General features: G+C 64.8%; 15 protein-coding genes. 9 read left to right on the top strand and 6 right to left on the bottom strand.

Annotated elements, in window-relative coordinates:
- Positions 1 to 290: 290 nt before the first annotated feature.
- Entirely contained in the window at positions 291 to 557 is a 267-nt protein-coding gene (locus tag ABD837_RS24185) for a hypothetical protein (RefSeq protein WP_345059732.1), read from the top strand.
- Between the two features lie 49 nt (positions 558 to 606).
- On the opposite strand, the gene ABD837_RS24180 is transcribed toward ABD837_RS24185, so the two are convergent.
- Together ABD837_RS24180 and ABD837_RS24175 are read right to left on the bottom strand one after the other, a co-directional pair.
- Complete coding sequence (locus ABD837_RS24180; RefSeq protein ID WP_345059730.1) at positions 607 to 2,541, bottom strand: T9SS type B sorting domain-containing protein; 1,935 nt, start codon at positions 2,539 to 2,541, stop codon at positions 607 to 609.
- Positions 2,542 to 2,696: 155 nt separating this feature from the next.
- The gene (locus ABD837_RS24175) at positions 2,697 to 2,855 is read right to left on the bottom strand and encodes a hypothetical protein (RefSeq protein ID WP_345059728.1); all 159 of its coding nucleotides are present in this window, start codon (positions 2,853 to 2,855) and stop codon (positions 2,697 to 2,699) included.
- 269 nt (positions 2,856 to 3,124) lie between these two features.
- Between ABD837_RS24175 and ABD837_RS24170 the strand changes: the two genes are divergently transcribed.
- The 8 genes from ABD837_RS24170 (at position 3,125) to ABD837_RS24135 (ending at position 10,206) form a co-directional block, all read left to right on the top strand.
- Complete coding sequence (locus tag ABD837_RS24170; protein ID WP_345059726.1) at positions 3,125 to 3,352, top strand: DUF1153 domain-containing protein; 228 nt, start codon at positions 3,125 to 3,127, stop codon at positions 3,350 to 3,352.
- Between the two features lie 123 nt (positions 3,353 to 3,475).
- Positions 3,476 to 5,227: a circadian clock protein KaiC gene (kaiC, locus tag ABD837_RS24165; RefSeq protein WP_345059724.1), complete on the top strand. Its 1,752-nt coding sequence runs from the start codon at positions 3,476 to 3,478 to the stop codon at positions 5,225 to 5,227.
- Positions 5,228 to 5,275: 48 nt separating this feature from the next.
- Positions 5,276 to 5,578, top strand: a complete 303-nt coding sequence (locus tag ABD837_RS24160) for a circadian clock KaiB family protein (RefSeq protein WP_345059722.1) — start codon at positions 5,276 to 5,278, stop codon at positions 5,576 to 5,578.
- A gap of 9 nt (positions 5,579 to 5,587) precedes the next feature.
- Complete coding sequence (locus ABD837_RS24155) at positions 5,588 to 5,929, top strand: circadian clock KaiB family protein (RefSeq protein WP_345059720.1); 342 nt, start codon at positions 5,588 to 5,590, stop codon at positions 5,927 to 5,929.
- Positions 5,922 to 7,637 carry an ATP-binding protein gene (locus tag ABD837_RS24150; protein ID WP_345059718.1) on the top strand — a complete coding sequence of 572 codons (1,716 nt, stop codon included), beginning with the start codon at positions 5,922 to 5,924 and terminating at the stop codon, positions 7,635 to 7,637. Before ABD837_RS24155 ends, ABD837_RS24150 begins: the two co-directional genes overlap by 8 nt.
- Before the next feature lie 47 nt (positions 7,638 to 7,684).
- Entirely contained in the window at positions 7,685 to 8,644 is a 960-nt protein-coding gene (locus ABD837_RS24145; protein WP_345059716.1) for a LysR substrate-binding domain-containing protein, read from the top strand.
- A gap of 70 nt (positions 8,645 to 8,714) precedes the next feature.
- Positions 8,715 to 9,815 (top strand): eCIS core domain-containing protein, encoded by a 1,101-nt coding sequence (locus tag ABD837_RS24140; RefSeq protein WP_345059714.1) that lies wholly within the window; start codon positions 8,715 to 8,717, stop codon positions 9,813 to 9,815.
- A gap of 175 nt (positions 9,816 to 9,990) precedes the next feature.
- Positions 9,991 to 10,206 (top strand): hypothetical protein, encoded by a 216-nt coding sequence (locus ABD837_RS24135; RefSeq protein WP_345059712.1) that lies wholly within the window; start codon positions 9,991 to 9,993, stop codon positions 10,204 to 10,206.
- An 18-nt stretch (positions 10,207 to 10,224) separates the two neighbouring features.
- Here the strand turns inward: ABD837_RS24135 and ABD837_RS24130 are convergent, their stop codons facing one another.
- The 4 genes from ABD837_RS24130 to ABD837_RS24115 form a co-directional block, all read right to left on the bottom strand.
- Complete coding sequence (locus tag ABD837_RS24130) at positions 10,225 to 12,654, bottom strand: glycosyl hydrolase family 18 protein (protein WP_345059710.1); 2,430 nt, start codon at positions 12,652 to 12,654, stop codon at positions 10,225 to 10,227.
- 52 nt (positions 12,655 to 12,706) lie between these two features.
- On the bottom strand, positions 12,707 to 14,056 hold the full coding sequence (locus ABD837_RS24125; protein ID WP_345059708.1) for an ATP-binding protein: 1,350 nt from the start codon (positions 14,054 to 14,056) through the stop codon (positions 12,707 to 12,709).
- Positions 14,047 to 19,008 (bottom strand): contractile injection system tape measure protein, encoded by a 4,962-nt coding sequence (locus tag ABD837_RS24120; protein ID WP_345059706.1) that lies wholly within the window; start codon positions 19,006 to 19,008, stop codon positions 14,047 to 14,049. Before ABD837_RS24120 ends, ABD837_RS24125 begins: the two co-directional genes overlap by 10 nt.
- A 78-nt stretch (positions 19,009 to 19,086) precedes the next feature.
- Complete coding sequence (locus ABD837_RS24115; protein ID WP_345059704.1) at positions 19,087 to 21,606, bottom strand: hypothetical protein; 2,520 nt, start codon at positions 21,604 to 21,606, stop codon at positions 19,087 to 19,089.
- Positions 21,607 to 21,646: the final 40 nt, after the last annotated feature.

Here is a 21,646-nt window from a genome sequence, read left to right as displayed (position 1 = left end):
CCAGTATAAATAAAATGACAATTGCGGCCAAGCCGGCCCGTAAATCGGCGGACTGGGCACTCGACTCGGCGAATACCATCCTGGCCGGTACCAATGGCGCCGGCTCTATATTGGATGGCATGGGAGCCGGTTGGTCGGTGCAAAGGGGGCTTCTCGGCGATTGGCCAAGGCACGCGGCGCCCCAAGGCTGCACCTTCGAACCAGCAACGCCAACAGGCTGAACCTGGGAAGTCTCCACCATTTCATTTCTTCTTCTGACTCCGCTAATTACCCGCCCGGCCGCCGCCCAAATGCGCGATTCCGAAATGGCTGCGCCCCGCATCTGGCCTGTTGTGCTGGCCCAGGCCCTCATTGGCACCGGCGCGGCGCTGTTTCAGGAAGTACCGGCCGCCGTGAGCCTGCTGCCCGGGCAAGTGGCGCGCACGCGCCGGGTGCGGGTGGCCGGGCGGGTGGTGAAGCGCCATTGGACGGCCACGGTGAAATGGCCGTGGCCCTCACGGCCGCACAGCTTGCCAGTTGCGGCAGTAACTGGGAAACCGGGAAATGGAGAAGGGTAGAATACTCGGCATGACGGGCTATTTCCGCCCCACCGGGCTTGGCTGGTCGCTACGGAATTACCTCCACCCAGCCCTTGAAGCGGCGGCCGTCGGTGTACGTCACGAGGTAGTAGTACAGCCCGCCCGAATTCTGGCCACCCCATTGGAAGCCCCGCTCATCGGACTTGAACACCTTCTGGCCCCAGCGCGAATAAATGACGATGCTGGCAAACTTGCGGTCGCAGAAATCGAGCGGCAGGTCGGGCATCCGAAAGAAGTCGTTGTAGCCGTCGCCGTTGGGCGTGATAACATTCGAGGGGCTGAAAGGCTTGGGCTCGGGTACCGGGTCGACTATGAAGCGCACCACCCGCTCTTGCAGCAAGGGCAGGCAGGGCCCGGTTTCGGTGAGTTTAAAGTGTACCAGGAGGCCCTCGCCGGTGCCGCTGGCCGCCACGGCCCCGCAATCGGGCGCCCACACAAAGGTGGCGGTGGCCCGGCCCGCGCCGTTTTGCGCGGTGAAGCGCATGCCGGCGCCCGCCAGGTCGAAGCCCTCGCCAACGGCCGTCAAGGTCAGGGCGTGGTTATCGGAATCGGTGCCCAGCAGCGTGGCGCTATACGGCTGGCCGATGACGATGCGCACCACCGCCGGGTTGGCATTGGAAACAGGCACCGGGGCCGGCGGAAAGGTGCTGCTTAGCTGCGGTGCAACATTGGGCAGCTGTGTAGCCGTGAAAGCCACTCGCAGGGTGTCGTGCTTGGGCAGGCTGCACCCGTTGTCGGCCACAATCAGGTCGAGCAAAAACACCTTGCCCTTGGTATCGGTGCATTCTGGAAAGCAGAGCGTGGCCGTGAGCGTATCGGGCTGCCCGGCCGCGTGCACCGTGCCGCTTGTGCGGGTGGTGAAGGTAGGCAGTTGGCCCGTAAAGTTTACGGCACGGGTGGTCATCGTGAGCACCGAGCCAGGGTCGGGGTCGGTGTAGCGAATGCTCAGGCAGCGGTTGCCGCCGGGCAGCAGCCGCAGGGTGTCGCGCCCGAAGCGGTAGGGCACGGCAGTGCCCGGCACGTTCACCTGCAGCTTGGGCTGCTGGTTGGCGGGGCAGTTCACCACCAGTAGCTGAAAGTCGCGGCGGGTTTCGCCAATCTTTACATGGTTGCGGTATTCTGAGCAGCGCACCCCGAACACGAACAGGCCCAGGTCGGAGGCCCGCACCGTGAGGCGACCCGTACGGGCATTGACCTGCAAAGTGGGCGAGCCCGGAATCTGGTTTTGGGTGCTCAGGCCGGCCTTCCAGGTTACCAGCGAGTAGGGGGCCGCCACAGCCTGGCCGGGGTCGGGGTTGCCTGGGGTGGCATGGCCGTTCAAGGGCGTCACCATGTCGTAGGCCAGCGAGTCGCCGTCGGGGTCCTGGCCGCCGAAATCGTAGTAAAATAACTCCCCCCGGCAGGCGTAGTCACTCAGGGGTGGAAAAATCTGAGGCGTCGAATCGATGAATGGCTGGCCATTGCGCACCACGGCCGGAAACTCCAGGTAGTACGTTTGGCCCGCATCGCCGGGGGCGATAATGTTGGCGATGCTGGCGTTGCGGCAGCAATTTTCCACGGCCACGTAGTAGCCGTCGGGTTTGTTGAAGACCGAAGCATCGATGATGACGTTGTTCGCATATATCAGCTTGCGGGTGCTGAGCGAGCCGATGGAGCAGGCGGGGCTGGTGTACTGCACAAAGCTGTCGCTCACCTTGGGCATTTGCACGGTGGCAATATACTTGTTGGTGCCTTTTTCAAAAATACCTGCCAGCAACGTGGGCCGAACAGCGCCCGAATTCCCATAAATGGCATCAAAATACAGGTTAAGCGTCAGGCTGTAGGTATTGCCGGACTTGTGCTGCAAATCGAGTTCGCCGCCCACAATGTGCGTAGCCGAAGCCGCCAGCGGCAGCAGCCACAGTAGTAACAGGCTCAACAGGGGCCAGCTCAGGCCTGGCATTCGGTATATCACACGGCTCATAGGGAAGGAAGATACTGAAAACAAGCGAAAAATGCCCTGCAGGGACCGGTTCGGCGTGGGTGCGCCGGGCCTTGCAGGGTGGGGCAGGAGCGGGCACCCGTGGTTAGCGGCGCCTGTGCTGGTACCGGTGCCGGTCGGAGTAGTAGCGGTTTTTTTTAGCTGCCGTTCGGCCCCACATTCTCTTTTTCGCAGCCCGAGAAGCTGCTTATGGAAGCCAGCAGCGCGGCAGCGCTGGCCAAAAAGGCCTTCAGGCCCTGCACCGGCTGGGCCGTGAGGGCTGTCTGGTCGCCGCGCTGGCAGCGGTCGAGGGGCAAGTCGATGGCCAGCAGTGTGCGCTCGAAGAAGGTAAGGGCCTTGCCGAGGCTGCTGGCCGGGCGGCGGCCGCGCCGCCAAAGGCGCGGCCAACAAGCGTGGCGTAGGACGCTAGCCGCCAGCTGGCCGGCGAACCCCTGCCTATGAGCGACGGCTTGCGCGAACCCGTTGACCAGTTTTTCAACCGCTGGAAATAAACTTTTGTTGCCGACCGGCAATCCGACTAATATTCATGCTACGTTAATACTAACCGGACTACCTTGCCTTCGTTATGAGCAACCCGACTACGCCCGACTTTTTCGATACCGATGGCCACTCCGCGCCGGTTGATGCTGCGGAAGAGTTGGCCGAGCGTAAGCTCAAGGTGTGGGCCGTGCTGAATGCGGTAGACCAGGGCCTGATGAACGCCAATGAAGCCTGCGCTGCCTACAACGTGAGCCCCGCCGAATTGGACGAGCACCGCGCCGACTGGCGTGAGTTCGAAGCCGGCCGCCGCTGATAGCCGCCCGAAACCACTGCTGTGGTTAGCGCGTAATGCCAGCTGATTAATCTACCCGGTAGTGCTGCCTGCACGGCCGGGTTTTTTATTCCGCTCGTACTTTTAGGCCCAGCGCTTCTATTCATGTCCGAATTGTCACCCACCCCCGTTTCTGCCCTGCCCCAACTGCCCAAAGCCCCTACGGGCATCGACGGCCTCGACGAAATCACGGAAGGCGGGCTGCCACTGGGCCGGCCCACGCTGGTTTGTGGCAGCGCCGGCTGCGGCAAAACCCTGATGGGCATTGAATTTCTCGTGCGAGGGATTCAGGATTTCAACGAGCCGGGCGTGCTCATGGCCTTCGAGGAAACCGGCGAGGAACTGACGGCCAACGTGGCTTCGCTGGGCTTCGACCTGAACGAGCTGCAGGCCCGCAAGATGTTGCGCCTCGACCACGTGCACGTCGACCGTTCCGAGATTGAGGAAACCGGCGAGTACGATTTGGAGGGGCTGTTTATTCGTCTGGGCTACGCCATCGACTCCATTGGGGCCAAGCGCGTGGTGCTCGATACCATTGAGGCCTTGTTTTCGGGCTTCCCCAACCAGGCCGTGCTGCGCTCGGAAATTCGCCGGCTGTTTCGCTGGCTGAAGGACAAGGGCGTCACGACGGTCATCACCGCGGAGCGCGGCGACGGCACCCTCACCCGGCAGGGCCTGGAAGAGTACGTGTCGGACTGCGTGATTCTGCTCGACAACCGGGTGATTGACCAGATTACCACCCGCCGGCTGCGCATTGTGAAGTACCGCGGCAGTACCCACGGCACCAACGAGTACCCGTACCTGATTACCGAGGATGGTATTTCGGTGCTGCCGGTAACCTCGCTGCAGCTCGACCACAAGGTGTCGGACGACATCGACTCGTCGGGCATTCCGGCGCTGGACGAGATGTTTGGCCGGCGCGGCTTCTACCACGGCAGCAGCGTGCTCATTACCGGCACCGCCGGCACCGCCAAAACCACGCTCGGCGCTGCCTTCGCTCAGCAAATCTGTCTGGCCGGCCATCGCTGCCTCATGTTTGTGTTTGAAGAGTCGCCGCAGCAGCTAATTCGCAACATGCACTCGGTGGGCATCGACCTGGCGCCGTTTGTTCAGCAGGGGCTGTTGCGCATCGAAGCCTCGCGGCCTACCCTCAACGGCCTGGAGCGCCACCTCGTCACCATTCACAAACTGGTGAAGGATTTTGACCCCTATGCGGTGGTCATCGACCCCATCACCAACCTGATTACGGTGGGCAACCAGAACGAGGTGCGCAGCATGCTCACCCGGCTCATCGACTTTCTGAAGGTGAGCAACATTACGGCCCTGTTCACGGCCCTGGTGAACACTGGCTCAAGCCGCAACGAGATGGCTGAAGAAGGCGTGTCGTCGCTGGTCGATACCTGGATTTCGGTGCGCGACCTCGAAGGCATTGGCGAGCGCAACCGCGGGCTGAGCATCCTCAAATCGCGCGGGATGGCGCATTCCAACCAAGTGCGCGAGTTCATCGTGACCAGCCAGGGCATCGAGCTGCTTGATGTGGTGCTCGGGCCCACGGGCATCGTAACCGGGGCCAGCCGCCTCACCCAGCAAATGCAGCTGAACGCTGAATCGGTGGCGGTGCAGCAGGAAGCCGACCGCCGCGACCGCGAGCTGGAACGCCGCCGCCGCATGCTGGAAGCCAACATCGCCAACCTGCGCACCGAGTTTGAGTCGGTGGAGGAAGAGCTGCGCCAAATCAGCTCCAACGAGCAGGGCCGCCAGCAGGCCCTCACCAGCGGCCAGCAGCGCATTACGGCGGCCAACCCGCCCAATGCCGGCGCACGCGGCAGCGCGCCCAGCAGCGAAAGCGGCCAGTAATCCGTACAGCCGAGTAGCCCCGCGCCCTCGCTTCCAACCCGCCCAGCCATGTTAGATACCATTGAAGAAGAAACCTGGGAATTGCGCCTGTACGTAGCCGGCCAAACCCCGAAGTCGGTAGCAGCCATCACCAACCTGAGCCGCTACTGCGAAGAGCACCTGAAAGGGCGCTACAAGCTGGAAGTTATCGACTTGCTTGTGAACCCGCAGTTGGCCGAAGGCGACCAGATTCTGGCCATCCCAACCCTGGTGCGCAAGGTGCCCGAACCAATCCGCAAAATTATCGGTGACCTCTCGAACGAAGAGCGGGTGCTGGTGGGCTTGGACGTGCGTCCGGCCCTTCGTAAATAAGCCCCGCCCATGGACCCACTCACGGACCCATTAGCCTGGCCCGCACCCGCCGCGCCCGAGTATGTGTTGCACCTGTACATCACGGGGGCCACGCCCAACTCGACGCGCGCCGTGCACAACATCAAGTCCATCTGCGAGGAATTCCTGAAGGGACGCTACGAGCTGCTGATTGTGGATGTTTACCAGGAGCCCAAGCTGGCCCAGCAGGAAGACCTCATTGGCGTGCCCACACTCATCAAGCGCAGCCCGGGACTGGTGCGCCGGCTAGTGGGCGACCTTTCCGACCGCGAGCGGGTACTGAAAGCCCTGGGAATTGAACCGACCGCCGACGGCCCCCTGCGCTATGAGTAGCGTGCCGCTGCCCACCCCCACCGAATTGGCCCAAGCCAACGAAGAGCTGCGCGCACAGCTGGAGGAAGCCCAGGACCTAATTCATGCTATTCGCACCGGCGCGGTCGACGCCCTGGCCGTGCAGAGCCCCGAGGGCCCGCGCATTTTTACGCTGCAAGGCGCCGACCAGAGCTACCGCGCCCTCATCGAGCAGATGAACGAAGGCGCCCTGATGCTGAGCCAAAACGGCACCGTACTCTACTGCAATGCCTGCCTGGCCAACCTGCTGGGCTGCCCATTGGGCGAGGTGATGGGCAGCGCGTTTGAAGACTTTGTGCCGCCGGCCTACCGCGCCTATTGGGCCGATTTGCTGCAGCGCAGCTGGCAGCAGCGGGGCCGGGGCGAGCTGCCGCTGCAAACGGCTGGTGGGGCACTGGTGCCCTTTGCCGTGGCGATGAACGTACTCGAATTTAACGAAACACCCGCGCTGGCCGTGATTGTGACAGACCTGTCGGCGCGGCGCGAAATCACGGCCATTCGGGCCCGCGTGGCCGAGCAGAACGCGCAGCTCGACCAGAAAAACGAGGAATTGAAGCGCGAAGAGGCTGCCCGCCTGGCCGGCGAGCGGGCCGCCGCCGAAGCCAGCCGCCTGCTCGAGGGCATTTCCCAGATTGCTTGGACGGCTAACCCGCAGGGCAATAATACCTACCTCAACGGCCGCTGGGCCGAGTACGCCGAGCTGCAGAACGGGCAGCCCCGGGCGCAATGGCTGGCCGCCGCGGTGCACCCCGACGACATGCCCATGGCCACCCGCCGCTGGCAGCGCAGCCTGGCCACGGGCAAGCCCCTGGAAATTCAGTGCCGCCTGCGCAACGCCGCCGGCGACTACCGCTGGATGCTGGGCCGCGCCCTGCCCTCGCGCAACGAGCAGGGCGAAATTATTCAGTGGGTGGGCACCTACACCGACATCCACGAGCACAAGCTGGCCCTGGAGCGCATCGACGAGGCCCAACGCGAGCTGCGCCAGAAGAATGAGCAGCTCACCCGCGTCAACGTCGACCTCGACAACTTCATCTACACCGCCTCGCACGACCTCAAGGCTCCCATCAACAACATCGAGGGGCTGCTCGAGGTGTTGCGTCAGGAATTGCCCGCCGAGCTCCAAAGCGAGGAAGTGCAGCCCATCCTGGGGCTGATGCAGGACGCAGTGAACCGTTTCAAGCGAACCATCGAGCACCTCACCGACGTGAGCAAGCTGCAAAAGGAGCACGGCCACCCCAACGAGGCAGTGAATCTGGCCGCCGTTGTCCAGGACGTGCGGCTCGATTTGGAGCCGCTCATCCGCGCCACCGCGGCACAGCTCGAAATTGACGTGCAGGCAGTGCCCACGGTGTCGTTTTCGGAGAAAAACCTGCGTAGCGTGGTGTTCAACCTGCTCAGCAACGCCCTCAAATACCACGCGCCTGACCGCGCCCCCCGGGTACGGCTGCGCGCTTGGGCCGATGCCGATGCCACCGTGTTTGAAGTGCAGGATAATGGACTGGGGCTGAATGCGGCCAACGAGCAGCGGCTATTTGGCATGTTTCAGCGGTTTCACGACCATGTAGAAGGCTCCGGCATAGGGCTTTACATGGTGAAAAAGATGGTGGAAAACGCCGGCGGCCGCATCGCGGTGCAGTCGGAGTTGAGCCGGGGCTCCACCTTCACCGTCTATTTGCCGGTGCGCTAGGCCAAGCCCGCTACCCCCATTCGAACCGTCCCGGTTACCTTGCCGCCATGTCCGACTTCCGCCTCCGCGTGTTTCAGGCCGTGGCCCAGCACCTGAGTTTCACCAAAGCGGCCCAGGCCCTGTTCATCAGCCAGCCGGCCGTAACAAAGCACGTGGCCGAGCTCGAAAAGCACTACGCCCAGCGCCTGTTCGAGCGCCGCGGCAACCGCGTAGCCCTCACCGAAGCCGGCCGCCTGCTGCTGGGCCATGCCGAAACTGTAGCCGCCGCCGAGCAGGTGCTCGACGAGCAGCTGCACACCCTGCGCGACCCGGCCGAAGCTGCCGGCCGCCTGCGCCTGGGGGCCAGCACCACGCTGGCCCAATACGTGCTGCCGGGCCTGCTGCCCGCCTTTCGGGCGCGGCACCCGCGCGTGCAGCTCACCCTGCTCAACGCCAACTCCGAGCACATTGCCGAGGCTCTGCTGCGCGGCGAGTTAGACCTGGGCTTTGTGGAGGGCCGCTCGAAAAGCCGCGACCTGCACTACGAGCTGTTGCTGCCCGACGAGCTGGTGGCCGTGCGTCGGGCGACGCCCGCCGGCCCGCCCACCGCGCCCCTGCTGCTGGCCGAGGCGCTGGCCCACCCACTGGTGCTGCGCGAGCGGGGCTCGGGCACACTCGAAGTGCTGGAGTTTGCGTTGCGCGGGCAGGGCATCCGGCTGGGCAGCCTGTCCGTGGCGTTCTACTTCGACAACACGGAGGCCATTAAAACTTATTTGGAAGCCGCCCCCGAGGCCTTGGGCTTTGTATCGCGCCGCGCTCTGACGCGGGAGCTAGACAGCGGGCACCTCGAAGTCGTGCCCATTGCCGGGCTGCACCTGCCGCGCCAGTTCGATGCCGTGTGGGTGCAGGGCCAGCCGCTGCCGCGCCCGGCGCAGCGGTTTCTGAGCTTTGCACACGGGCAGCTGGCGGGTGCGGCAGCGGCTGGCTTATCGCGCAGAGCGTACCCGCCGAATAGCAGTGCGGAATAAAAGTGGGGTTATTAGATTCTGGCTATATATCTTGTTGGCTTCAGCCACCTGCGTTCCGTCAGTTCTGCCCATGAAAACTTCTGCCTCCCGCACGGCTACCGGCAAAACGGCCGCCAACCCCGCTAGTTCCGGCCCTGCGATGACCGACAACCGCGCCACGGCGGTGCAGCAACGGAAGATGCAGGAAGCCATTGCCAGCAGCCCCCGCCAGCAAGCACAGCAGCTGAAAGCCAACAAAACCGGCCTGCCCGACCAGCTCAAGGCCGGCGTGGAAAACCTTTCGGGCCACTCGCTCGACGACGTGCAGGTGCATTACAATTCGGCCAAGCCCGCCGACCTCCAAGCCCACGCCTACGCGCAGGGTACCGATATTCACCTAGCCCCGGGCCAGGAACAGCACCTGCCGCACGAGGCCTGGCACGTGGTGCAGCAAAAGCAGGGTCGCGTGAAGCCGACGACGCAGCTCAAAGGACAGCATCCCATCAACGACGATGCCGGGCTGGAAGCGGAGGCGGATGCAATGGGCACGAAAGCCGCCCAGCGCATGCCCGCGCCCGCAAGACCGGTGCAGCAGATGAAAGCGGCAGCCAGCGCGGCCGTTGTGCAGCGCATGCCGAACCCGAAAAGCCACATCGGCCCGGATATCGTGAATGTTGGTTTTGGCATGAACCACCCCGCGGATACGCCCAATTTCTCGCTCTACAACGCGCACAAGAAAGCTGCGGCTCGGGGAGGGAAAAACACCATCATCAAAATAACAGGCCCGGAGCTCAAGACGGAACTTGAGCACCTGATTGGCCAGGTTACGCAGGATGAATTTGATAAAGCCACCAAGCCCATTGTCAAGCCAACCGCCGGGGAGTATTTTTGGATTACGAGCAATGCCGATGGCTCGGGCCAGAAAGCCGGCAAGCAAGCAATTGACCTTGGGCTAAACCGGCGAGGAGGGGCAATGACGAATCAAATGTGGATTGCGCATTTGGAATCGGCCAAACTGGCCCACGACCAAGCGCTGCTTGACCGTATCGAGATGAAAACCAGAGTTGCCGACCATAACCTCCGGACGGAGGATGAACAAGTAGCCGCAGGGGAGCGCGCACTGGCCGAGTACCATGCTGCCCAGGCGAAAGCACCGCCGGAAAAGGAGCCGGACTCAGACACAGACGACTAAAGCAGCGGCAACGCGGAAGCCAGCGTGAAAGGCCCCGTGCTGCTGCGGCCGGTACGGCGCTGAAATACTCCCCTAGTGCTGCTGCAGTACGATGCTATCAACCTATTTGCTGTAAACTGTCTCCAAAACGAAGCATATGCTGGCCAAATTGTTACCCGTCGTTTTAAGGGAGTTAATGTGGCTGCTGGGCGCCCTGCTGGTGGCCGCGTTTTTTGCCGTAGGCCTGCGCCTGCTGCTCGAGCAAAACCCTGCCCTGCACGCCCCACTGCTACGCGAGTTGCCCACCGAAGCCCTGTTCTCACTGAAGCTGCTGCTATTCGGGCTGTGCGTGCTGGGCGTGTACGTGGGCCGGGTGGCCGGGGCTGCCATTGGTTCGCTGGTAGCGGGCTGAGGTGTTGTTGTGCATGACTCACGGGATAATGCGGTGCTGCGCTATGCGGCGGTAGAGCACCACCAGCAGAATGGGCGTGGCCATGCCCAGCCCTGCCAGCAGCACTTCGGCCAGCGGCAGGCCCCCAAACCACACCAGGTAGCCCGCAAGCGCCACCAGGCACAGCCCGATGAGCAAGCCCACCACGGCCAGCACCGGCGGGCGGGCGGCCAGGGCGTGTGCATTGCGAAAGAAGGCGATGAGCAGGCCCAGCAGCATAAACCCAATGAGCACCACCCCCGCAAACAGCAATACATGGCGCAGGGAGTAGAGGTCTTCGAGTAGGCTGCGGGGCGGCTCTGGGGGCTTTGTGGTGGTGAAGCTGGCTTGCAGCAGGTGCCAGGTCTGGCGCGAGCCGTCGTCGTAGCCCAGCGCCCAGATGCCGACGCCGGCCAGCTGTTCCTTCTTCACCCAGGCGTATTTGGGGGCCAGGCTGGCCGAGTCTTCCCACCAGGCCTGGGGCGGGTCGAGGCCGTAGGTGCGGGCCAAGCTGCTGGTGTTGCGGCTCAGGCTGGTGAGGTCGAGCTTGGTGTCGCCGAGGGGCAGGTGGCTGCGCAACTGGCGGTTGGTCCAGTACTCGGGGGCGTGCTCGTCGCCCACCAATTCGTTTCCCACGCTATCGACCTGCCAGTACTTGGCCAGGTGCGGAAAGCCCACCACCAGCTGCGGCCGGGGCACGTGCCCAAACTGCAGGTAGTACGCCACCGAAGTCGTGACGCTGTAGGGCCCCCAGGGGTCGCCAGGGTTCAGGGGGGCCAGCGGGCCGGGCACCACCTGGTTGTAGGGCGTGTAGTCGAAGGCCTTGAGGATGAACAGCTGCACCACATCCTGCACGTGCTGCAGGTTGGCGTAGGTGCGGGTGCTGTCCACGGCCGGCATGCTCAGGGCGATGAGGGATTTGTGCGGCCCGGCCTTCAGGCGGGCGCTCAGCAGGCGCAGGAAATTCTGGAGCTCCTGCGAGCGGTTGGCCAGCGGGAGCATGCTGGCCGGCACCACGTACCGGTACGTTTGCTTGCGGCGTTGCAGCACGCGCAGGGCCTCGCCGGTGGCGGCCAGCTGCTGCTGCACCACGGCCTGCGAGTCCTGGCTGCGGGAAATAGTGCGGGCAATTTCAGCCACGTTGGCGGCCACTACGGGCTGCCCGGCCGTTTGCGCGGCATCGGCCTGGCGCAGCTGGCCGGCGTTGGCAGCCAGCTGCTGGCGCAGCTTTTTGCTGCGCACGAGCAGGCCCTTTTGCGCGGCTGCCAGCGCTTGCCCAGCCTGGTGATACTGGGTGGTATCGAAGGCAGCCGGCGCGGCCGGGGTGGGGGTTTGCAGCTTCAGCTTTATGAGCGCGCGCTGCCAGAGGGAGTATTGGGTTGGGGGGGGAGCCGGGCGGTGCGGAAGGGCGGCTTTGTGGGCAACAATGCGCCGATTCACTTCCTGGAGCTGCTCGGTGGTTTGCCGCAGCGAGTCGGTGTACTCATCTTTAGCGGTAGCCAAAGCCAGGGCGTCGGCAGGAAGGGGCACCTGGGCCTGCTGTTGTTTCAGCAAAGCTTTTTTGCGGGCGGCGCTTTGTTTGGTTTTTTTCTGCAGCGCGGCAGCTTCGGCTTTTTTCTGCTGGCCGATGAGGTTCAGGCGGGTGGGTTTCTGGTCGGGGGGGCTGAAGTCGAGGTTCACGCCGTCGGCGTGGGTAGCCGCCACTTCCTGCACAATTGCTTCGACCAGCCGCTGCTGGCGGGCGGCCCCGCCCGGGGTGAGCAGCGAGGTGCGCCCCTCCGCGCCGGGGTAGCTGATGGTGAGCAGCACCTGGCAGGCCGGATTTTGCTGGCGGGCCTGGGTAATCAGCTTTTCGGGGCCCTGGCCGGCCGGGGCGGGCAACTGCAATTCGCCCTGGTCGGTAGCCTGGTAGCCGTAGTAAGCCACGTGGGTCAGCAGCGCGAAATCGTAGTTCACGTAGGCCGTACCCATCCAGAACGGGTGCCAGCCGAACACCACCGCGCCCGGCCGCAGGCGCAGCGTATCGGGCAGCGGCGGCATCAGGAAGGCCGGGTACTGGTAGTCGGGCCGGGCGGTTTGCTCCGGAATGCTGAACGTCTGGCGGTCTTCGGCACTGTAGCGGCGGTAGTCCTGCACGCTGGGCGGCGGCAGCAGCACGATGGGGCCCGGCGTGGCAGTGAGCTGAACTGTTGCCGCGGGCCGGGCCGCAGCCCTCGTTTTCGCCGGTTTTGGGCCCAGCGTTTTCGTCACCGTTTTTGTTGTCGTCCTCACCACTGGCTGTCGGGACCCAACCGGACGTAATTGCCGCTGACCAGCGCCCGGCGACTGGCCGTAGTCGGGCAGGCTGCTGGCTGCCAGCAACAGCCCCGTCAGCAAGCCAACCAGCGCGGTAGCAGAGCGAAAAAGCGGGCGGTGAGGAAGTAAGCGCATAGCGTAGTAGAAAGGAAAGCGAAGATAAACGGCTGTCGGGCCGGCCCGGGGCTCAGGAAGTTTTGCCTTGTTTGGCCAGCTCGCGCTGGATGCCCTTGCGCACATCGGCCAGCGAAACCGGCCGGCCGTGGCGGTATGTGGCCAGCACGCAGTAGCGCAGCACATTGGCGATGGCCCCGCCGGCCAGGGCGTGCTTCTCGGCAATGTCGGTCAGGTCTTCGCTGGCCGGCAGCGCGGCCGGGCCCGTGAAGGCTTGGTTCCAGAGCCGCAGCCGCTCGGCCGGGGCGGGCATGGGGAAGTATACCATGGACTGAAAGCGGCGCGAAAAGGCCTCGTCGAGGTTGCCCTTAAGGTTGGAAGCCAAGATGACGACTCCCGGAAAATCCTCGATGCGCTGGAGCAGGTAGGCCGTTTCCTGGTTGGCGTGGCGGTCGTTGGACGAGCTGGCGGCCGTGCTGCGCTTGCCAAATAGCGCGTCGGCTTCATCAAAAAACAGAATCCAGTGGCGGTGCTCGGCCATGTCGAACACGCGGCCCAGGTTTTTCTCGGTTTCGCCGATGTACTTCGACACCACCATCGACAGGTCGATGCGGTACACGGGCCGGCCGGTGGCCTGGCCCAGCAGGCAGGCCGTAAGGGTTTTGCCAGTGCCGGGCGGCCCGTAGAACAAGGCCCGGTAACCGGGCTTGAGGTGGCGGCGCAGGTGCTCATCGGCGAGCAGGCCTTGCTGGTTTTCGAGCCAGGTGCGCAGCTCCGCTATCTCCTCGCTCACCTGAAAATCGAGCACGAGGTCGTCCCAGGTCAGTGGCGTATTCACGAGCCGGGCCGGGAAGTCGGAATTGTAGGTGGGCTCGGCCCGCGCGCCGGTGAGGAGCCGGGCCAGCTGGTCGGCAGGGATGGCCAGGGCGCCGCTGGCGGCCGGCTCGCCGGCTTCGGCGGGTACCAGCCGCACCAGGTCGGCGCGGGTGAGGGCCGAGTCGTGCCAGAGGCAGGTTTGCCAGCGCAGGCGCTCGGCCAAATCGTCGCCGGCCAGCAAAAACAACGCAGTTTCGCCCGTGGGCAGAAAGCCGCCGTGGCCTTTGCCCCGCAAGCCACCAAACTCGGTGAAGCTGCGGTCGAAGTGCACGGCGTTGCGGGCAAAAAACGCATCGAGCACCTGCGGCTGCACGTGCGGGGCCAGCGCCAGGGCCAGCACCAGCCGCTCCTCCGCACTCAGCTTCTGCTCCTTCATTAGCGTGGAATAGGGCGAGGCGGTGAGCTTGGGCACGGGCACGGCCGTAATCGTCGCGTACGTGCTTTCAAGGCCGAAGTACAGGGCTAGCCGGGTGGCAATAACCTGCTCCAACCAGTGCAGCTCGGCGGCTAGAACTGCCCCGTTGATAGTAGAAGTAGTTAGCGCCATGTGACGTAGAGCGGGGCCGCCATCCAGGGCAGCTTGATGATGGAAATAGACCAGGGCCGCCGGTCCAGCAGAATATCAAGGGTTTTGGGCTCCACCGTGAGCACGATGCGGTCGTCGGGCAGCCACTCGAGCTTGCCGGGCCGCAGCAGGAAGGTTTCGCGCAGGCCCGCAATGCTGGTGCTTTTCAGCGCATCCCAGCGGGCGATAACGGCCTTGAGGAGGCTTTCGCCCAACTCCGTTTCGGCAGCGATAAGGGCCAGCTCGCGGGGAAGCGGCTGGCCCTGGGGCACGCCGCACAGCAGCTTGTTGAGCGGCAGCTGGTATTCGGGCACTTCCGAAGCGCCGGAGGCCAGGAATTGCAGCAACAGGGCCGCCCGCTGCCGGCTGCCCTCGTCGCGAAACTGCTGGTTTTCGAGGTAGCCCAACCGGTCGAACAGCATGGTCAGGAAGGGCCACAGCAGCACGAGCCCGGCATTGGCGAGGTACACGGTTTCCATGGGCCGGTCTGCTTCTGTGATAAACGGAATGGGGGTGGACGGCGGGGCAGACTTGGCCACCTGGCCGGCCTGGTGGTGCAGGGTGAGCAGGGCCGCCAGCGGCCCGCGCAGCACCAACCCACGCCGGCCAATGGCTGCTAGCAGCTGGCCGGCGCGCGAATGCCCGCGCCTAGCGGCAGCCTGGGGCCACAGTGCTTCCTCGGCCGCGAGCAGCGCCCGCACGGCCGTATCGGGCCGCCAGGAGGCCACGGGCGTACTCTGAACCAGTACTAGCAGCACCTCAAACAATGCCGGTGCGTTCAACTTCACCAAACCCTGCCGGGCCAATAGCTGCCAATCGGCTGCCAGGCGGAAGGCCAACCGGTAGTGGCCGGGATAGAGCTGCCGCAGCAGCTGCCAAAACTCCGTATCTGCCAGGCCGGCCAGCAGGCGGCTGCGCACCGTGCGTGAGGCCAGCAGCGGCCGCAGGGGCTGCAACGCCGCGCGGTGCTCGGACCGCAGCAGGAGCTTCCATTGCGCCGCGAATGGCTGCGGTACCGTACCAGATGTAGCGCTTCGGCTGGCGGCCGACGGACCACTTGGAACGGGGACTCCAGCAACAGACTGGCCATTTATATGTGCTTCCGACGTTGATATTCCATCAGCCAAAGTGCCGCCTACTGCCCGCCCGCCCGCGTTTCCATCCGCTGTAGAGGCGGGGGCCTGCCCGGTGCGCAGGTATTCCTCAAGCTCCTGAAACGCGGTGGCCGCCAGCTGGCTGTGCGTCGCGCTGGTGGAAGTCGGCCGCGAGCGGGTGTGGCGGCCAGCGGGCCGCGGCTGCGGCCGGGCTACTTGCTCGTAGGTGGCGGCCGCCGCCAGTAGCGCGGCGAAGAATGGGGCCGTGGCCAGGGCCGGCAGCTGCCGGTGCAGCGCGGCTACGTAACGCAACACGGTACGCCAGGCGGTGCCCGTGCGCAGCGCCTGCGCCCGCACCTGGGCCGCCAGGGTGCGGACATCGGCAGGGTTGGCGTGGAAGGCTGCCGTGAGGTAAGCCAGGCGCAGCAGCCGGGCCACGGGCTCGCCGGCCCGGGCCAGCTGCTGGTCGAGCGCCGCCAGGGTAGCCGGTGCCAGGCGACCCGGGGCCGCCGGGCCGGGCTTCGATACGAACCGGGCCAACTGCGCGAAGCTGGCCTGCTCCGCCAGCGCCTGCCGAAACGCGGGCTCCCGGCCGTGCGTGTGCACCAACTCCTGCAAGCCGGCCCGGTACTCGTGGGCCACCTGCGTCAGCAGCTGCTGCTGGTGCGCAAGCGTGAGGCCGGCTGGGGCCCACCACGGCGCCTGCTGGTGCCGCAACAGATAGAACACCAGGTCGCGGGCCGCTATACCGGTCGGAAGCTGGGTCAGGCGCCCGGTAACGTCAGGCGAGTAAGGCGAAAGGCCGTGCTGCTCCTCAGGCTGGCGACTCTGCTTTTCTGGTTGGCGGCTCTGCCCTTCCAATAAGCTGCTCTGCGCTCTTAGCTGGCGGCTCTGCGCTTCTGGCTGGCTACTCTGCTCTTTTGGAAAGCGGCTCTGCGCTTCTGGCTGGCTGCTCTGCGCTCTTGTATTGCCGCTCTGCTCCTTTGGAAAGCTGCTCTGCACTCTTAGATTGCTGCTCTGCCCCGCTGCTTGCAGGCTCTGCTTAGTTAAATGGCTGCTCTGCTCCTCTGATTGCGTGCTCTGCTTAGTTAAATGGCTGCTCTGTTCTTCCAAATGGCTGCTCTGCTTATCTGGAAAGCCGCTCTCAACTGTTTTGGTAGTTGGTTCTGGTACCGGGTACTGCTTCTCCGCGACCTGAGGGGCTGCGGTTGCTTTGGGTGGTTCGGCTGGTTGCGCAGCTGTGGCAGCTACCGGCAGTTGGAGGCTTTGATTCAGACCGCTAAAGAAAGCATTACCCAATAAAGTGGGCTGGGCGGCGAGCAGCCGCCGGATTCTTCCCAGGGTGGCCGGCATGGGTAGTTGATAAAAGGCGGCCAACCGCTGGATTTCCGCCAAAACCGAGCCTTTCGTAGCCGGTTGCCCACCCTTTAGGTAAAACGCCAGATAAGCGGCCCGCAGCAACAGCAGCCAATCGGAAGGCTGCCCTGCGGCGCTTGTAGTTTCGCGGCGTTCCAACCCAGCCAGTGCCGCTACAGAAGTCGCAGAGCTGCTGGAAAGCCGACGGGCCGTTAATAGGCGGGTCAATTGAGAAAAGTCGGCCAGCACTACCAGCCGCTGTTGTGCCGCCGCGGTCAGGGCCTGGTTTCGCAGGAAATCGGGCAGCGCCCCTGCCCGCAGCACCTGGGCCAGCAGGGTGCGCAGCCTGGCGGGGCTGATGGTACTGGTCGGCCACCACGGCGGCGTTAAGCCTCCGGCCAAGTGGAGTTGGAGTACTTCCTGGGCCTGCGGCAATGAAAGGGCACTGCCAGCGGCCGGGGCACTGCGCGTAGCAATTGCGGCCGTAACATCCTGAGCATCGCCGGAAGCCAATACTTCATCAGCACCAAAAGCATGGCTGGCGGCTGCAGCACCACTGTCGGTGAGTGCCTGGCCCGCTCCGGGAGCGTTGTGAGCTGAAAGGGGCATGCTGGCCGCCGAACTGAAACCGGTGGCTGGCGTAGTGGCAGCGGAAGCTGATTGCGCAGCGGGAGCGCCGGCGACGGATGCCTGATGGACTGCCGAGGTTTGATTAGCGCTGAAAACCTTGCTGTCGGATGCGGAACTGCTGGCGGCAGAAGCCGGGCTGGCTGCAGAAGCCGGGCTGGCGAAAACCTGGTTGCCGACTGTCTGAGCGGCACTGGCACCATTGGCGGCACTGGCAGCCGAGGGGTGCATGGTCAGTGCGTTCGCGGCAGCCGCAGCGGCTTGGCCAACGGCCGAAACATTGCCCGCCGCCGAAGCAGCTAACCGTTTCACCAGCCACTGTTGAAATTCCGGGCTGCTGAACGCGCGGAAATCTTCCCGCAACACATAGTTGAGCGTGTGCTCCCACAAATCCGACCGGGTGTTGCCGGCGGCTTGTACAACTGGCTGCTGCCATACGGCCTCCATCACGCCCTGCACGGGGCGTAACTGCCCGGGCGTGGCCAGCCGAAGCACTTGCATCAGCATGGATTCCGGCAAGAGCTGCGCCAGCCGGTGCAGCGCGGCCGGCCCCCCCATTTGCAGCGCCGGTCGCAGCACGCGCCAACCCTGCGTGAGCCAGGCCGGGAAGGCTGCCAGCAGCTGTTGCGCGGTGCGAGCCGGGGCGGCCAGCGGCAGCGAGCCATACTGTAGAAAATAGGTGAGCGAGGCCGCCGGATTTGCCGAAAAATCGGCGGCTACAGGGTCGGCTGCGGCTTCGGAGTTGGCCGCGCTGGTTGCCGCACCAGTTAATGCTCCGGCTATTCCGCCAACGGTAGTACCAGCGGCTGCTCTGGCTACCATAACAGCTGTTGTAGCCGTAGCTGCGGTTGAATTTTCAGATGACGACGAAGCCGAAGCTGCCCCACCGGTTACTTGCTGAGCGGTGCCAGCAGCTTGCGAAGTAGCGCCCCCGTCGGCGCGACTTATATTCGGCCGCTGCCCGGCCGCCGCGGCCACCCCGGGCAAATCTGCTGGGCGGTAGCGCTGGTGCAGGTCTTCGAGCAGTACGGAGAGGGCCGATTGGGTGCGGGGCGTCAGGGCCAGCTCAGCGGCGACCAGCTGCCGTAGCAAATCCGGGAAGGAAAGGTTGTACTGCCCGGCCAGCTGGCGTACCTGGCGCTCCAGAAAAGCGCGGCGGTTGAACGCCGTGCCCGCGTGCAGCAGCAAGTCCGCCAACACCAGCTCGTACATGATGCTGCGCAGCGCCGTGGCTGTAATGGGGGCGAGGGGCTGCTGGCGGTGGGCAGCCAGCGTGGCCAGCACGAAGGCGTGCAGAAAAGGCGCATGAATGGGTTCGAGCACCACGAGCAGCAGCTGCAGCTGGTCGGCGTTGAGCTGCCACACCAGCCGCTGCCGCCGCTGGGCCGTCTGGCCCAGGCGCAGCAGCAGGGCCCGAAAAGCGGCAGCCTGGTGCTCCACCACGCGGCGCAGCACTTCATCCAGCGAAAACGAGGCGGCTGCGACCTGCCAGGGCAAGCGGCCGTGCCGCAGAAAATGCTCCAGCACATCGAGCCAGGAGGTGGCCTCCGACGTGGTGGTAATGGCTGTTTGGGCGCTTGCGCCAAGCCGGGCCAGCGCCGTGCGCAGGGCCTGGCGGAGCAGGTCGGGCAGTTTGGCTTCGAGGCGGCGGTCGGCAACGGGCGGCAGCTCCAGCACCAGTTGTGGCAGGCGCAGCTGCTGGTGCGGCGGGCAGTGCGCGGCAAACTCCTCCTCCAGTACCACCGCCAGCTGCTGCCGGCACAGCGCACTGAACCGCTCGGGCAGCCGGCGGGCCTGGGGCACCGCATCGGCCAGCAGCTCGAAGCGCAGGGTCTGGATGGCGTGGGGAGCGTGCATGAGGGGAGAGGTAAGGGTTTAGTTGGGAAAGGCCGGCGCGTTATTTGGTGGTTGAATTCAGGTTTTTACTGCTGGCTACTAAAAATGTGGACGCAGAAATTCGAGCAGATTCTGCTGCTTTTCCAGCAGTTGGGTGGGGTTGCGGCTGGCATCGCCGAGGCGCAAGCCCCCGGCGGCCACGAACCCTTCGTAGCGGCCTTCGAGGTCTTTCATCTCCTCGAAATCGAGCCAGATGATGTGGACCAGTAAATGGGCCGGCGCGTGGGTAAGAATCAGGTTTTGCACGTACTCCTGGTACTCGCTGGGCGTGTTGGCCGGTGCGCCGGGCCGGGGCTGAAAGGCGCTGGTGAAAGCGGCCAGGCAGACGCTGATTTGGAACTCATACGGACTGTAAGACTCGTCTTTATCGGCGGCCGGCGCGGGGGTAGCCGACTGCAGGGTGCAGTGGTCTAGCAGAATGAAGCGGTTGAGGTACTCATCGAGCCGGGCCAGGTAGCGCATCACCTGCTGCGGCGCGCTGTTGCCGGGCGTGGGCTGGGCGGTCAGCAATTCCAGCTCCAGGCCCGTGGGGTGGCCGTTTTCATCTGCCAGGCTCAGGCGGCCCGATTCCGTCGACTTGCCCAGGCTGGGGTCGGCCAGCAGGCTTTGCTGCACGGCCAGGAACGTGGGAAAATCCAGCTCGGCCCCGTGCACCACCAACCGGGCTGTGGGGCCAGCAGCGCTCTGGTCGAGCCACACCTCCTTTTCGAGCATGGTCAGAAGCTTGTGCCGGGCCGCCAGCTCGAAATAGCGGATGCCCGTGAGCAGGTACAGGAATAGCTCCAGCCCCGAGACGTCGTAAGGCGAGGCATCGGTGCGGGGCAGCAAGTCGAAGGCCACCCGGGCCGCGCCGCGGTGGCTAATCACCGTGTTCAGGTGGCGCAGCAGGTTTTCGCGCACCTGCAGGCTGTGGGCCGGAATGCCGTCGGGGTCGCTCGGGGCGGGGTGGAAGGGGGCAATAACGTAGGCGAACCGAGCCAGCAGGTGGGTCAGCAGCGCGTCGCGGCGGCGGCGCAGGGCGCTGGGGTCTTCGGCCAGCTTGTGCAGGTAGGAGTGGTTGAAGTCGGGCGTGGTATCGGGCACGGCGGAGTAGCCCGGCAGGTCGGGCGTGCGGTCATCGGGGGCTTGTGGGGCGCGCGGCCGGCCGGGCTCATCGAGCAGGTAGTCCAGGGAGGGAACGTCGACCGGGCGCTGGGCAAAAAGCTGCTCCTCGTGCAGCACCGGCTGGCCCGAGAGCAGGGCTTCGGCGTTGCTGAGCTGGGCGCAGAAGTTGGCCATCAACTGCTCAAAGAACAGCAAATACCCCTTGAGCTGCCAGGTTTGGGCCCGTTGGTTGGGCGGGGCTGCGGCGGGCAGCCCATCCGGCCCCAGCCTGTACACCGCCGGAAAGCTGTGCTGAATGGAGTCGTAATGCCCCAGGTTGAGGAAGGGCCGGGGCTCGGCCGGGGCCGGGGCGGCGGTGGGCAGCGGGCGGCGCAGGGCGCGCTGCTGCTCGGCGCGGCGCTGCTCAAACTTGTGGCGCACCCGGGCTGGGTTCACGTTCACCAGCACTCCCTTGAAACTCACACAGAGGCGCTGCAGGCTGGCTTCCACGTCCAGTAGCAGCTCCTGGTCTTTGCCAACCTGTATCAGCACCGACGGCCGGTCCTGGCCGGGCTCGTACAAGCTGAGGCCGTCTACGCCGCGCAGGCTGGGCAGGGTACTGAGCTCGGCGTGTAGCTGGGCGGCCCCCATCTGGCGCGGCTGAGCGGCAAAGTCGCGTTCCAGCAGCAGCTCGTGTTCGAGCAGCGGGCCGGCCAGAATTTCTTCGGGATGCCCGGGCAGGTTGGGCCAGCTGGCCTGGTCGTGCCGGGCCACGGTGGGCTGAAGGATGGTGTACACGCGCCACAGGGCTTCAGTCAGCACGTCTTCGGGCAACTGGGTCCCCTGCATCTCCAGCCGTCCGCCAATCCCCACGAGGTAGGGTTCCAGAAAAACCACTTTGCCAAACTGCTCGCCCAGGCTGCGGTGTTGGTTGAGGAGGCTCAGTACCTGGCCGGCCAGCGCCGGGCGGTTCACGGCGGGACTCGGCGTATTCGCCTCATAATACAGGCCCACGCGCACGGTGTATTCGCCCGGGTTTTTGCGCCGGGGCTTAATCCAGACGTTGCGCACGGCTTGCCGGAGCTGGGCGTCCCCCAGCACGATTTTCCGGTAGTCGTTGGCCGTAACCGGGTGGTTGGCAAAGGCCTCGGGAGCCGGCACCAGGGGCGCAACCGCGCGCGGGGCCGTGCCGGGTGGCCGGGCCAGCAGGTCGGGAATGGGCTGCCGGGCGCGGTTGCTAAGGTCGGTTATGGCGTAGCACAGGGCCTCCAGAATGGTCACGCCCGGGTCGTGCTCGTTGTAATCCGTCCACACGTTGCCGCTGAGTGCCTGCAGCAGGCTCACTCCCTCGGCCCGCAGGCGAAAGTAGTCGAGCCCGATGGGCAGCTCCTGGTTTTTCGAAATGGTGGACGAAATGCATTGCATGGGTAGCAGGGAGGTAGAGGCGATGTAGGAAATGGGCAGCGGGAACGTCATGCAGAGCGCAGCGAAGCATGACGGTTCTTTTCACCCTAAC

The organism is Hymenobacter glaciei (assembly GCF_039539585.1).
GTDB classification, from domain to species: domain Bacteria; phylum Bacteroidota; class Bacteroidia; order Cytophagales; family Hymenobacteraceae; genus Hymenobacter; species Hymenobacter glaciei.
Note: the sequence above shows the minus strand (reverse complement) of the source record. Positions and strands in the feature narration are given on the sequence as shown.

Bases quoted from the DNA above. Each gene is read 5' to 3' on its own strand.
- kaiC (WP_345059724.1), top strand. From the start codon at position 3,476: ATGTCCGAATTGTCACCCACCCCCGTTTCTGCCCTGCCCCAACTGCCC.
- ABD837_RS24155 (WP_345059720.1), top strand. From the start codon at position 5,588: ATGGACCCACTCACGGACCCATTAGCCTGGCCCGCACCCGCCGCGCCC.
- ABD837_RS24125 (WP_345059708.1), bottom strand. From the start codon at position 14,056: ATGGCGCTAACTACTTCTACTATCAACGGGGCAGTTCTAGCCGCCGAG.
- ABD837_RS24180 (WP_345059730.1), bottom strand. From the start codon at position 2,541: ATGAGCCGTGTGATATACCGAATGCCAGGCCTGAGCTGGCCCCTGTTG.
- ABD837_RS24130 (WP_345059710.1), bottom strand. From the start codon at position 12,654: ATGCGCTTACTTCCTCACCGCCCGCTTTTTCGCTCTGCTACCGCGCTG.
- ABD837_RS24135 (WP_345059712.1), top strand. From the start codon at position 9,991: ATGTGGCTGCTGGGCGCCCTGCTGGTGGCCGCGTTTTTTGCCGTAGGC.
- ABD837_RS24185 (WP_345059732.1), top strand. From the start codon at position 291: ATGCGCGATTCCGAAATGGCTGCGCCCCGCATCTGGCCTGTTGTGCTG.
- ABD837_RS24160 (WP_345059722.1), top strand. From the start codon at position 5,276: ATGTTAGATACCATTGAAGAAGAAACCTGGGAATTGCGCCTGTACGTA.
- ABD837_RS24115 (WP_345059704.1), bottom strand. From the start codon at position 21,606: ATGACGTTCCCGCTGCCCATTTCCTACATCGCCTCTACCTCCCTGCTA.
- ABD837_RS24150 (WP_345059718.1), top strand. From the start codon at position 5,922: ATGAGTAGCGTGCCGCTGCCCACCCCCACCGAATTGGCCCAAGCCAAC.
- ABD837_RS24170 (WP_345059726.1), top strand. From the start codon at position 3,125: ATGAGCAACCCGACTACGCCCGACTTTTTCGATACCGATGGCCACTCC.
- ABD837_RS24140 (WP_345059714.1), top strand. From the start codon at position 8,715: ATGAAAACTTCTGCCTCCCGCACGGCTACCGGCAAAACGGCCGCCAAC.
- ABD837_RS24145 (WP_345059716.1), top strand. From the start codon at position 7,685: ATGTCCGACTTCCGCCTCCGCGTGTTTCAGGCCGTGGCCCAGCACCTG.
- ABD837_RS24120 (WP_345059706.1), bottom strand. From the start codon at position 19,008: ATGCACGCTCCCCACGCCATCCAGACCCTGCGCTTCGAGCTGCTGGCC.